Here is a 12744-nt window from a genome sequence, read left to right on the forward strand (position 1 = left end):
AAGTTGCGTCCAGACATGACTGAAAACATCCAAGGATTCAACACCCGCGCCGTGCACGCCGGGCAGGAATTCGAGCCGCGCACCGGGGCAGTGGTCCCGCCGCTGCACTTCTCCTCCACCTACGCCCAGGACGGCATCGGGAACCTGCGGGCCGGCTACGAGTACGGCCGCGGCGGCAACCCCACCCGCGACGCCCTGCAGGAGCAGCTCGCCGCGCTGGAAAACGGCACCCACGCCTACTCCTTCTCCTCCGGCCTGGCCGCCGAGGATTCGCTGATCCGTGCGCTGGCCGAACCCGGTGACCACATCGTGCTGGGCAACGACGCCTACGGCGGAACCTACCGGCTGATTTCCAAGGTCCTGGGCGGCTGGGGCATCGGCAACACCCCGGTGGACATGTCCGACCACGCGGCGCTGAAGGCTGCCATCGCCGCCAACAAGACCAAGCTGGTCTGGGTGGAGACGCCGTCGAACCCGATGATGCGCATCTCCGACATCAAGGCCATCGCGGAGATCACCCACGCCGCCGGCGCCCTGCTGGTGGTCGACAATACCTTCGCCTCCCCGTTCCTGCAGCAGCCGCTGGACCTGGGTGCCGACGTGGTGGTGCACTCCACCACCAAGTACATCGGCGGGCACTCCGACGTGGTCGGCGGCGCCATCGTGGTCAAGGACCCGGTGCTGGCCGAGGCCATCGGCTTCATCCAGTTCGCCGTCGGCGCTGTCTCCGGCCCGATGGACGCGTTCCTGACCACCCGCGGGCTGAAGACTTTGGGCGTGCGCATGCGCACCCACTCGGAAAACGCGATGGCCGTGGCCCTGTGGCTGGAAAAGCGCCCCGAGGTTCAGGCGGTGCACTACCCGGGCCTGCCCACCCACCCGGGCCACGAGCTGGCCAAGGCGCAGATGCGCGACTTCGGCGGCATGGTCTCGGTGCAGTTCACCGGCGGCGAGGACGCGGCACGCACCGTGGCCGAGGCCACCCGCGTGTTCACCCTGGCCGAGTCGCTGGGCGGCATCGAATCGTTGATGAACTACCCCTCGGAAATGACCCACGCCTCGGTGAAGGGCACCGAGCTGGCGGTTCCGGTGAACCTGCTGCGCCTCTCGGTGGGCATTGAGGACGTCGAGGACCTGATCGCCGACCTCGAGCAGGCCTTCGCCAAGCTCTAGGCGGCAACCGAACGGCAACAAGGGACCGGCGGTGCCGCGGAGGGATTGATTCCCCCGCGGCACCGCCCGTTTTTGTTGGGTCCTACTCGGGCACGACCTTGCGGGAGGCCACCACCGGGGTGCGGGTGGCTGCGTCGTACTCCATGACCTGTTTCCCGCCGATCCACACGCGCACGGCCCGGGACATGACATCCAGCGGATCCCCGCTCCACAGCACCAGGTCCGCGTCCTTGCCGGCCTCGAGCGAGCCCAGTTTCCCGGCCAGGCCCAGCACCTTGGCAGGGTTCAGGGTCACTGCCCGCAGCGCGGTGTCCGCATCCAGTCCCTCCTTTACAGCCAGCGTGCACTGGTGGATGAGGAAATTGATCGGGACCACCGGGTGGTCAGTGATGATCGAGATCTCGACCCCTGCCTCGGCCAGCCGCCGCGGGTTGGCCAGTGAGCGACCGCGCAGCTCCACCTTCGACTTGGTGGTGAACAGCGGGCCGATGAGCACCGGCACCTTGCGCCCGGCCACCACGTCGGCGATCACGTGGGCCTCGGTGCCGTGGTCAAGGACCAGGTCGTAGCCGAACTCCGCGGCCAGGCGCAGGGCGGTGGCCACGTCGTCCGCGCGGTGGCAGTGCTGGCGCCACGGGATCTCGCGGCGCAGCACCATCCCCAGGGCCTCCAGCTTTGCGTCGCGCTTGGCCGGGTCGTTGGCGGCCAGGTAGTTCTGTGCCTCGATGAACGCCTGGCGGATCACCATGGCGTTGCCCAACCGGGTCGAGGGGGTCTTGTCCTTGGCGCCGTGAATGCGCTTGGGGTTCTCACCCAGGGCCGACTTGATGCCGCTGGGGGCCCGCAGCACCATCTCATCCACGTAGCGCCCGTGCGTGTGGATCGCCACGGTCTGCCCGCCGATCGGGTTCCCGGATCCGGGATTCACGTTCACGGTGGTCACCCCGCCGGCCAACGCGTCGTCGAAGCCCGGGTCGAAGGGGTCGATGGCGTCGATGGCACGCACCGCGGCCATGTTCGGATCCGTCATCTCGTTCACGTCGGACCCGGCCTCGTGCTCGCCCTCGGGATGCATGCCCAGGTGCACATGCGCGTCGATGAAGCCGGGCAGCAGCCACGCGCCCTCGGCATCAAAGACCGGGGTGTCCCCGGGGACCTGCAGGTCGGGACCCAGGGCGGCGATCAACCCGTCCTTGACCAGAAGGGTGCCGGTGAATTTCTCCCCGGCGATGGGCACGATGAATGCATTGGCGATGGCAAAGGTACTCATGATGGCACTCTTCCATGGTTTGCCGCCGCCTCATATGCAGGGCGCCGACCCGCGTGGTGTCAGCCGGCGTTTTCCCGCTTGCGGCGCTGGCGTTCGGCCTTGCGCTGCGCGCGGGCTGCCTTGGACTGCGGGGCAAAGTACTTGACCGTGCCCGGGCTGAAAAGCAGGGCCACGCCCACCAGCAGCAGCGCGCCGAAGATCCCCACGCGCACCCCGCGGGTCAGCAGCGGGATGCCCACAATGACCCCGCACCAGATCAGCGACATCCGGCCGGACAGCTTCCCGCGCCAGAGCTGGAGCGTGCAATAGCCGATGACCAGGCCCAGGCCCACCAGGGCGATGCCCGCGCCCCAAAAGCCCGGGGCCTCGTTCCCGGGGCGGGTGGCGGCATTGAGGAAGAATCCGCCGGCGAACGCCAGGGCGGAAATCGCCGCGGCGCTCCACCACCAGCGGGCGGCACGCAAAGAGGGCGGGAGCACGGGTTTCGTGTTTTTCACGCGGCGGCCACGGAATGGTTTTCAGGCTTCTCCATGCACCGCAGGTTACCCGATGATTGTCCCGCGGCGGATTTCGCGGCTCGCATCTTTCCGGGCGGCGCAAGATCCACACGGCCATCTCCCGCACTTCTTATAGGATTCATGCCATGAGTGTTTCCCCCGAATCCGCTGACCTTGCAGCGGGTCCCGTTGCCCACGGCACGCTTGAGGCGGTGTGCGTTGTCCATGCCCTGAAGTCAGATGCCGGGCCGGTGGGCACCACCGCCATCGACAAGCGCCCGATCGACGGCCCGGTCAAGGTGCGCAAGATGGGCCTGTATGCGGATGTGCTGGTGGACCGCGAACACCACGGCGGCCATGACCAGGCGGTCTACGCCTACTCGCGCACCGAGGCCGAACGCTGGGGCGGCGAGCTGGGCCGGGACATCCCCGCGGGCCTGTTCGGTGAGAACCTGCGGGTCTCGGGGATCGACACCACCGACGCGGTGGTGGGGGAGCGCTGGGCCATCGGCAAGGCCGTGGTGCTGGAAGTGACCAGCCCGCGGATTCCCTGCTCGACATTCGCCCGGCACCTGGGGGAGGAGAATTGGGTGCGCCGGTTCACCGATCGCGGCGACGTCGGCTGTTTCCTGAAGGTGGTCAGGACCGGGAAGATCGCCGCCGGGGACGGCATCGCGGTGATCTCGCGTCCGGAACACGGGGTGCGGGTGCGCGACATCTTCGTCGGGCCCACCCTGGAACAGGCCCGGCGGCTGTTGGAACACCAACAGGCCAGCGGCAGCCAGCTACCTGCCAAGGTCCTGCGCGCACTGCCGCGGAGAGAACCGGGGCAGTGACCGGCGGAGCCGAAAGGGGGCCATGCCAGGCACATCATCGACCGGCAGGGAAGGCCCGTGTGCGCAACCTCACCGGGCTCAAGTCCCCCAAGTTGCGCGAGGGACGATAGTATTAGGGAGTTCACTGTATCCGGCTTCCCTCGCATTCTGCCCAATTCTTGAGGCAGAAGCTCGTCGTGTGTGAGCCCGCCAAATACTTGCGGGTTGTTGCTTTCATAGGGGAGTCGCCGGACCAAAGTGATTGCGTCCGATTGTGCTGCGGAACCTCGTTGATACGGGGTCTATTCCGCCCCTATGAATGAGGTAATTCTCCGTGTCTACCGACATGTCCGAAAACCAGCCCACCGCCGAAGCCAAGACCGAAGAAGATTCGATTCTCTTCACCGACCTGGGTCTTGACGGCCGCGTTCTCGCCGCCGTCTCCGACCTGGGCTACGAAAAGCCTTCCCCGATCCAGGCAGCCACCATCCCGCTGCTGCTCGAAGGCCGCGACGTCGTCGGCGTTGCCCAGACCGGCACCGGCAAGACCGCCGCGTTCGCCCTTCCGGCCCTGTCGAAGATGGCCGAACTGGCCGACCTCAACGGCACCGCCCGCAACACCCAGGTCCTGGTCCTGGCCCCGACCCGCGAGCTCGCGCTCCAGGTCGCCGAGGCCTTCACCTCCTACGCCAAGCACATGGGCGACTTCACCGTCCTGCCCGTGTACGGCGGATCCGCCTACGGCCCGCAGCTTGCAGGCCTGCGCCGCGGCGCCCAGGTTGTCGTCGGCACCCCGGGCCGCGTCATCGACCACATCAACAAGGGTTCCCTGGACCTCTCGGACCTGCAGTACGTCGTGCTCGACGAGGCCGACGAGATGCTGCGCATGGGCTTCGCCGAAGAGGTCGACAAGATCCTCGAGGCCACCCCGGAAGAGAAGCAGGTGGTGCTGTTCTCGGCCACCATGCCGTCCTCGATCCGCCGCATCTCCAAGCAGTACCTGCGCAACCCGCAGGAAGTCTCGGTCAAGTCGAACACCTCGACCGGCACCAACATCCGCCAGCGCTACGTGCAGGTCATGGGAGCCCACAAGCTCGATGCCATGACCCGCATCCTTGAGTCGGAAAAGTCCGAAGGCGTCATCGCCTTCGTGCGCACCAAGATGGCAACCGAGGACCTGGCCGACAAGCTCAAGTCCCGCGGCTTCACGGCCGCCGCCATCAACGGCGACATCCCGCAGCAGCAGCGCGAGCGCACCATCGAGAACCTTCGCGATGGCAAGATCGACATCCTGGTCGCCACCGACGTCGCGGCCCGCGGCCTCGACGTTGAGCGCGTGTCCCACGTGATCAACTTCGATATCCCGCACGACACCGAGTCCTACGTCCACCGCATCGGCCGCACCGGCCGTGCCGGCCGCTCGGGCGACGCGATCCTTTTCATGACCCCGCGCGAGAAGTACTTGCTGCGTGCGATCGAGAAGGCCACCCGCCAGACGGTTGAGCACATGCACCTGCCCAGCGTCGACGCCGTCAACGACAAGCGCCTGGCCAAGTTCGCCGACCAGATCGGTGAGACCATCTCCTCGCAGGACCTGACCGTCTTCCGCAACCTGGTGGAAAAGTACTCAGCCGAGCACGAGGACATCACCGAGGTCGAGATCGCCGCGGCCCTTGCACACATGGCACAGGGCGGCCGCCCGCTGCTCATGCAGGAACTGCCCGTGGCCCCGGCCAAGCAGGCCCGCCTGGCAGGCGGCGGCAAGGACGGCTTCGGCTCCCGCGGCCCGTCCCGCGCCCTGACCGAAGGCAACGCCACCTATCGCCTCGCGGTGGGACGTCGCCAGCGCGTCATGCCCGGCTCCATCGTTGGCGCACTGGCCAACGAAGGCGGCCTGACCTCCGCCCAGATCGGCGGCATCGACATCCGTGCCGACCACACCCTGGTTGAGCTGCCGGCAGATCTTTCCGCGGACCAGCTGCGCTCGCTCTCCCGCACCCGCATCGGCGGCGAGCTGATCCACCTCGAGCTGGACAACGGCCGCAGCCCGAAGTCCGACCGCGAAGGTGGCCGCGAAGGCGGTTACCAGGGTGGCGGACGCGGCGGCTACGGCGGAGGCCGTGGCGGTGGCGGCGGCTACCAGGGTGGCGCACGCAGCGGTGGCGGCGGTGGCTACCGGGGTGGCAACGACCGTCGCACCGAAGGCGGCTCCTCCGAAGGCGGCCGTGGCGGCTACGACCGCAACGCCGGTGGCGAGCGCAGCGGTGGCTACCGCGGCAACGCCGGTGCCGGTGCCGGAGAGCGCAGCTTCGGCGGCTCCTCGCGCAAGCCCCGCACCGCCGGTGGCACCGGTGGCCCGCGTCGTCGCGACTACTAAGCACTAAAGAGACAATGACCCCTGGTGGGGGCGTGTTCCTGGAGACAAGGGGCACGCCGCCGCCGGGGGTTTTGTCATTCCCCCGGCATCCGCATTGGTTGGTAGGATCCGGGCATGGACACGCAACCGCCGATCTTCGATGCACCGGCCAGGTCCCGGCCCGGTACGCGCAGGGTCCCGGGCCCCGGAGCCGATCTTGCAGCGGATGTCGAACTGGTGGGCATCAGGCATTATCCGGGCTGGGACGACTTCGCCGCCTATGCCCGGAAGCACGGCGAGGAGCCTGTGCGGCTGGCCCGCGACATGGCGGCACTGCTGCATTTCATCCACGACCACCGGCGGGCCCTGGAGCCGGCGGGCGGTTTGCGGCTGGCCGCGGAGATCTTCCTGGGCAACGCCGTGGCCCAGGCGCGGGAGGATGTCCGCTGGGAATCAACGACTCCGGGGCAGATGATGGTCGGCGCGTTCGACCGTTACTACGACCCGCGGGTGATGATCGATGCCGTGGCCCAGGGCGGTGACCAGGCTGTGGAGCGGGCCGCGGCGCTGCTGGAGCAGTGGCTTGCCCAGGTGGTGCCCAAGCTGGTGCCGCTGAACCCGGTTCCGCGCCCTTCCGAGGCCGTGCCCGCCCCATACCGGCGCCCGCTGCTGGAGGAAGCCGTCTACCGCGACGAGGACGACGTTCCCATCAACTACGGACGCCGTTGGGCGGACGGGGAAACCCCGGAGGACAGCTACGAACGCATCAGCCACCCCGAGCGCTTTGCCGGGCTTGGCCAGCTTGTGCGGGCTCTGGCCGCACACCTCGAGTCCAACTACCAGGTGCGGCGCGAGGATGCGCAACTGGAGGACGGCACGCGCATCACCCTGGTTCCCGCAGACCCCCTGGCCACACCCATGCGCCTCGAATCGACAACCGAAGGCGGGCAACCGACCGTGCGGGTCTACGCCGGCGCCGCGCACGACTTCGTCGTCCCCTCATGCGGCTGCGATGCCTGCGACGAAACGCTGCAAAGTGCCGGAGACGAACTGGAGAACCTGGTGCTCGGAGTCGCGGCCGGGGGATTCGCCGAGCGCATTTACGACGTCGGCGGCCAGCCGTGGATCCAGTTCCGGCTGACGGCGCCCGACGGGAACTCGTCCCGCGGCGGGGAAAGATCCGCCGACCCGAACAAGAACCTTGACGAGGCCAGGACCATGCTGGAAAAGGTGCCCGGTGGCTGGCACCCGTGGCCTTTGCGGGCATTGTCCTGAAGAGCGGTGCAGCCGGCCGCCCGAAGACCCAAAATCACCCGGTGATTTAGGTCACCGAAAGCGGGCGCCAATCGATGCCTGACCTGCCCCTTCCGGCCGCTTTTGTGTGCTCGGTCACAAAGTGCCATCCCGATTTCACAGCGCAGAAAATTGCTGGTAGAGTTCTTACTCGTTGCCCCCCTAGCTCAGTGGTAGAGCGCGTTCTTGGTAAGAACGAGGTCACCGGATCGATTCCGGTGGGGGGCTCTGAATGGAATGGCCCGCGTCTTAGTCGGCTCGAAAGAGAATCGGACGCGGACGCGGGCTTTACCATTCGTGGCGGCTTAGCTCAGCTGGTTAGAGCGCACGACTCATAATCGTGAGGTCCCGGGATCGAGTCCCGGAGCCGCTACAGATTGATCCCCGTCTTCCTTGTGAGGACGGGGATTTTTTGTTCCCGGCGGTACGTGGATCCGGGCCCGACCCGGTCGTGTTTGACACACGATGCCATAGGGTTGTGCGGTGAGTCCATTTGCAAACCTGCCGACAACGCTCGCCGCGGCACTGGTGCGGCCACCCACCGCCAGCTTTCTGCCTGACTGGCTGAATCCCGATGTATTCCTGCGCGATCCGGCTCTCGGCCCGTGGATCATCCTGCTGATTTGCGGCATCGTCTTTGCGGAAACCGGCCTGCTCGTCGGATTCTTCCTGCCGGGCGATTCCATGCTTTTCACCGCCGGGCTGCTGATCGCCACCGGGGCGCTGGATGTCAACCTGCCGCTCTTCGCTGCCCTGATATTTGTATCAGCGTTTGTCGGGGACCAGACGGGCTACCTGATTGGGCGCAAGGCCGGCCCCGCGATCTTCAAGAGGCCCGACTCACGCTTCTTCCGGCAGGAGTACGTCGAAAAGGCGCATGCGTTTTTTGAACGCTTTGGCGGCAGGGCGGTGGTGCTGGCTCGCTTCATCCCCATCGTGCGGACGTTCGTGCCCGTCACCGCAGGGGTCGCCCACATGACCTACAGGACCTTCGTCCTCTACAACCTGCTCGGAGCCCTGTTATGGGGCGTCGGTGTCACCCTGCTGGGCTTCTGGCTCGGGCAGTATGAATGGGTGGGTGAAAACATCGACCTGATCTTCTTGGTCATCGTGCTTCTATCGGTGATTCCCATCGGCCTTGAACTTCTCCTGGGTGGACGGCGACGGAGGGCCGCCGACTAGCGCGGGCTGCGGGATCGTTGTTCGGCCCGTGCATCCGCGGCCCACGGGCTGAACACCGGGCCGGATGCCGAAGGGCGCCGGGTGATTCGCGCACGCGGGCGGGTGTGGCGTTGGTCATGTCGGCGGTGTCCGATGTGCATTTCATGGCGGTTATTGGGTAGAGTATTTTCTCGTTGCCCCCCTAGCTCAGTGGTAGAGCGCGTTCTTGGTAAGAACGAGGTCACCGGATCGATTCCGGTGGGGGGCTCGGAGAAAAAACCGCGGTTGCCCCAGGAAATGGGGGCAACCGCGGTTTTTATTTGCCGTGCAGGCAACTACTTCCGCAGCGAAGTGTTTCCACTGGCGCGTGAAACGATCCGGTCGATGAGGATTCCCAGGCCGATGGCCACTGCCACTGCCACCACGATTCCCAGCAGATGATTTTCCTCGAACCAGCGTCCGGCCAGAACCCCGATCAGGACCGAATAGGTTGCCCATCCCACGCTCGAAAAACAGGTCAGGATGACGAAGGTCCGGTGGGGGAATCCGGTTGCCCCGGCCACCAGGTTCACCGCAACGCGGCCAATGGGAACGAATCGTGCAACCAGGATCAGCGACACCGGGCGGAGCCGCAATTCATAGCCTGCCCAGGCAAAGGCATGTTGGAGCCGTTTTCGGCGCATCCAGGCAAACCTGTCTGTGCCGATGGCCCGCCCGATCAGGTAAGCCACGTTGTCACCGACGAAGGCGCCCATCCCGGCCACTGCACCCAGGATCCAGGGATTCGGATTTCCCTGGGTGGGCACCAAGGAGGCCAATGCCACGACCAGCGATTCGCTGGGGACCGGCGGAAAGAAACCGTCGATTGCGCAGAAGAGGAAAATCATCACATAGGAAAGCGGGTTTCCGGCAGCGGACAGGATGAAGTTGCTCAGCGCATCCAAAGCGGTGGAAATAAAGTCCAAGAGCGTTCCTGTTCGTTCAATGTTCGGCCCCGATGGGAGAAACCAAGAGCCCTCGTTCAAGGCTAACGACGACATTGGGCATTTCCTACTTCGGGGCCGGTTGTGATCAATCCGGCTCAAATCCGGCGGTTCACATGGGGTGCCCGATAGGATGGATAAAGTGCGAAGCCGCAATCCTGTGTGCCCGACCTCCTGGGCGGGACTCGTTGAGGTCATTCGCTCACGAAGACCACGAACCTTCAGGAGAGGACGAAGCACATGCCGAAAGCGGACTTCAACCAAGAGTTCCCGACCCGTGCTTCATTGCGGCGCGCGCGCCAGGCCGAGCTGGACGCGCAGCAAACGACCAAGGATGAAGCGAAGAAGGCTGTCACGAAGCCTGGACCAGTCGATGAATTCGACGAAGTTCCCGAAACCATAGCCGACGGCACCCCTGCGGCCGCGGGCAAACAAGCCCCGGCGACTTCGGCCACCCCGGTGAAGCCAACGGCCGCAACAAATGCGAAAACCGCTCCCACGGCCGCATCGGTCGCAGACGGCTCCAACAAGGCAGCGGCCAAGCCGGCGCCAACGGTGCCGGGACACGCAAAGCCGGCTCCCGCACCGGCAAAACCCGCTCCGCAGCAGTCGGCCAAGCCCACCGCCACCCCGGTGCCAGGCAACACCTCCAAGCCTGCGACCACGCCGGCCGCCAAGCCTGCCGCCACTTCGACTCCAGCCGTCAAGCCCGCGGCACCTGCTGCGAAGCCTGCTGCGGCTACACCGGCGGTGAAGCCTGCTCCGAGTCCCGCAGCCAAAACCGTGACTCCGGCTCCGGCCCCCAAGCCTGCTGCGACGGCTCCTGCCAAGCCCGTTGCGGCAGCACCGGCAACGAAGCCTGCTCCGACCCCGGCACCGGCCAAAACCGGGACGCCCACGTCGGCTGCCAAACCAGCACCCGCTGCGACGCCCGCCGCCGCGACGGCCAAGCCGGCACCCGCTGCGAAGCCGGACGCAGTGAAGCCTGTGGCCGCTCCGGCCGCGAAGCCCGCCGCAGCGGCTCCGGCCAAGCCCGCCGCTGCCCCTGGCGCGAAGCCCACACCCGCAGCCAAGCCGGAAGCCTCGAAACCTGCAGCCGCTCCGGCCGCGAAGCCAGCCGCAGCCACTCCGGCAAAGCCCGCCGCAGCAGTAGAGACCACGAAGCCTGCACATCCCCAGCCCGCTGCCACCACGGCTGCAACCGCACCGGCACCGGATGCAACATCGGCCGATTCCGCTGCCGAAGACCTGTCGACACCTGAAGGCCGCCGCCAGGCCTTCCGCGAAATGAACCCCGCTGCAGGAACCCGAGACACGTTCCTACGCCCGGAGGACGAAACGACGTTCCGTGCCGAGCGCGGCTTCCGCGGCTTCCTCTCCCGCCTGGGCTTCAACATGGAACCCTCCGCCGAGGAAGTCGAAGAGCGCAACTGGCGCCGCACGGTGGGCACCCGCCTGACCGAGCCCAAGACCATCTCGGTGGTCAATGGCAAGGGCGGGGCCAACAAGACCCCGACGGCGGTCCTGCTTTCGGCGGTCTTTGGGCGCAACACCGGGGACCCGGTCCTGGTCTGGGACAACAACGGAACCCGCGGCACCCTGGGCTGGCGCACCGTCCAGGGGCCCCACGCGTCCCACTCCATGGACCTGCTGTCGGCCGCCCCGCGGCTGAAGGACATCAAGGTCGGGGACCCCATCATCCACGACTACACGCACTACCAGCCCGAAGACTGCTACAGCGTGCTGCGCACCGACCCCACGCTGCTGGCCAGCGAGCAATTCGTCAACGCCGCCGACTTCGACCACCTGCACGAAGTCGTTTCGCGCTTCTTCGCCCTGACCATCGTGGACTCGGGGAACGACGAATCGGCCGAACGCTGGATGCGCATGATCGACCACACCGACCAACTGGTCATCGCCAGCACCACGGTGGAGGAACACGCCGAGGCCGGGGCCCTGCTGCTCGAGGCACTGGCCAAGCGCGGCGGGCACTACGCCGACCTGGCCCAAAACGCCGTCGTGATCGTGTCCCAGCACCAGCCGCATGGCAACCGTGAACAGCTTGACCGCATTGCCCACGGATTCCGCCGCCTGGCCCGCTCCGTTGTGACGGTTCCCTACGACGCGGCACTGGTCAAGGGACAGATCCGCTTCGAGGGACTGCGTCCGGCAACGCGCCGCGCCTGGCTGCACGCCACCGCCGCGGTGGCCGGGGCACTGCACGACTGAGGTGGAGAGCGCTGCCTTGCTCTGCCGCGGCATCCGGTGGCCCTCCACCCCGGGCAACCCTCGTCTGGTGCTCGATGACGCGGAGCACCACGGCCACGATGTCGCCCTGGAACCGGGCACGCGGCTGGGCTTCAACGTGTTGCCCGGGCGTTGGTGCCTGGGCCACCAGCTGATCCGCGACCGGCACCACCGCACGCTGGTGCCCTGCCCGCAGGATGCCCTGATCGCCAACGGCACCCAGTGCGCAGCCTGCGAGGCCGCCGACCAGTCCCGGGCCATGCACGACTTCCACCGCAGCGGCCGCGCCGGCGCAGGCCTGCGCGACTACCTGGACCAGCCGCACTGGCTCTATGTGGCGACCTTCGCCACGGGGACCACGAAGGTCGGCACGGCGGCAGATCCCAGCAAGTGGCGGCGCCTGGCCGAACAGGGCGCGATCACCGCCCGCTACGTTGCCTGGAGCCCCGACGGGGCCAGCGTGCGGCACCTCGAGGACCTGGTGAGCACAGCGCTCGGGTTCACCCAGCAGGTGCGGGCCAATTCCAAGGTGCGCGGCCTGCTGGAAAACCATGACACCACCGGGCGCCTCGATGAACTCAACGACGATGCAGCCACCACGGTTCGCGCACTGGTGGCCGGACTCCCACCGGGCATCCTGGCCGGCTCCCGCGTCGTGGAGGAAAGCTGGAACGCCCCGGAACAGGGACGGGTCCTGCTTGCCGGCTTCGACGCCCAGGACCTGCAGCCGTATCCCGGTTTCCTGGGCGAAGCCGCCCACGGCTTCGAGGTCGCCGCGGTTTGCGGCCAGGCCCTGGGCGTGAGGCTGGGCGGGCAACCGGAGATCTTCGTCGCCAACGCCGCACTGCTCAAGGGGCGAAAGCTCGTGCCGGGCGATCATGTGACCGATTCGCCGCCGGTCCAAGGGGCCCTGTTCTGAATCGATTTGCCGTGCTGAATTAGGATTGAC

10 protein-coding genes and 3 tRNA genes are annotated in these 12744 nt (G+C 66.9%); 10 read left to right on the forward strand and 3 right to left on the reverse strand.

Annotation, left to right across the window (positions count from 1 at the left end):
• The first annotated feature begins 15 nt into the window (after positions 1–15).
• On the forward strand, positions 16–1173 hold the full coding sequence (locus tag Q2T94_RS14065) for a cystathionine gamma-synthase (RefSeq protein ID WP_264271436.1): 1158 nt from the start codon (positions 16–18) through the stop codon (positions 1171–1173).
• An 82-nt stretch (positions 1174–1255) separates the two neighbouring features.
• Here the strand turns inward: Q2T94_RS14065 and Q2T94_RS14070 are convergent, their stop codons facing one another.
• Positions 1256–2443, reverse strand: coding sequence for an amidohydrolase (locus tag Q2T94_RS14070; protein ID WP_302265112.1), 1188 nt, complete (start codon positions 2441–2443; stop codon positions 1256–1258).
• 59 nt (positions 2444–2502) lie between these two features.
• Entirely contained in the window at positions 2503–2940 is a 438-nt protein-coding gene (locus Q2T94_RS14075; protein ID WP_264271438.1) for a hypothetical protein, read from the reverse strand.
• Positions 2941–3086: 146 nt separating this feature from the next.
• Between Q2T94_RS14075 and Q2T94_RS14080 the strand changes: the two genes are divergently transcribed.
• From Q2T94_RS14080 to Q2T94_RS14110, 7 genes are all read left to right on the forward strand, one after another.
• A complete protein-coding gene (locus Q2T94_RS14080; RefSeq protein ID WP_302265113.1) occupies positions 3087–3776 on the forward strand; it encodes an MOSC domain-containing protein in 690 nt (229 codons plus the stop codon).
• Between the two features lie 325 nt (positions 3777–4101).
• The gene (locus Q2T94_RS14085) at positions 4102–6132 is read left to right on the forward strand and encodes a DEAD/DEAH box helicase (RefSeq protein ID WP_264271448.1); all 2031 of its coding nucleotides are present in this window, start codon (positions 4102–4104) and stop codon (positions 6130–6132) included.
• Between the two features lie 114 nt (positions 6133–6246).
• Positions 6247–7386 carry a DUF6226 family protein gene (locus tag Q2T94_RS14090; RefSeq protein WP_302265114.1) on the forward strand — a complete coding sequence of 380 codons (1140 nt, stop codon included), beginning with the start codon at positions 6247–6249 and terminating at the stop codon, positions 7384–7386.
• Positions 7387–7560: 174 nt separating this feature from the next.
• Positions 7561–7632, forward strand: a tRNA-Thr gene (locus tag Q2T94_RS14095).
• 71 nt (positions 7633–7703) lie between these two features.
• Positions 7704–7777 (forward strand) — tRNA-Met (locus Q2T94_RS14100).
• A gap of 110 nt (positions 7778–7887) precedes the next feature.
• A complete protein-coding gene (locus Q2T94_RS14105) occupies positions 7888–8586 on the forward strand; it encodes a VTT domain-containing protein (RefSeq protein WP_302265116.1) in 699 nt (232 codons plus the stop codon).
• A 175-nt stretch (positions 8587–8761) separates the two neighbouring features.
• A tRNA-Thr gene (locus tag Q2T94_RS14110) sits at positions 8762–8833 on the forward strand.
• A 67-nt stretch (positions 8834–8900) separates the two neighbouring features.
• Here Q2T94_RS14110 and Q2T94_RS14115 read toward each other — a convergent pair.
• A complete protein-coding gene (locus Q2T94_RS14115) occupies positions 8901–9509 on the reverse strand; it encodes a DedA family protein (protein WP_302266427.1) in 609 nt (202 codons plus the stop codon).
• Positions 9510–9788: 279 nt separating this feature from the next.
• Between Q2T94_RS14115 and Q2T94_RS14120 the strand changes: the two genes are divergently transcribed.
• The gene (locus Q2T94_RS14120; RefSeq protein ID WP_302265118.1) at positions 9789–11777 is read left to right on the forward strand and encodes a MinD/ParA family ATP-binding protein; all 1989 of its coding nucleotides are present in this window, start codon (positions 9789–9791) and stop codon (positions 11775–11777) included.
• A 1-nt stretch (position 11778) separates the two neighbouring features.
• Positions 11779–12714, forward strand: a complete 936-nt coding sequence (locus Q2T94_RS14125; RefSeq protein WP_302265120.1) for a DUF2797 domain-containing protein — start codon at positions 11779–11781, stop codon at positions 12712–12714.
• Positions 12715–12744: the final 30 nt, after the last annotated feature.

Origin of the sequence: Paeniglutamicibacter sulfureus, from assembly GCF_030512175.1 — a bacterium.
Classification (GTDB): domain Bacteria; phylum Actinomycetota; class Actinomycetes; order Actinomycetales; family Micrococcaceae; genus Paeniglutamicibacter; species Paeniglutamicibacter sulfureus.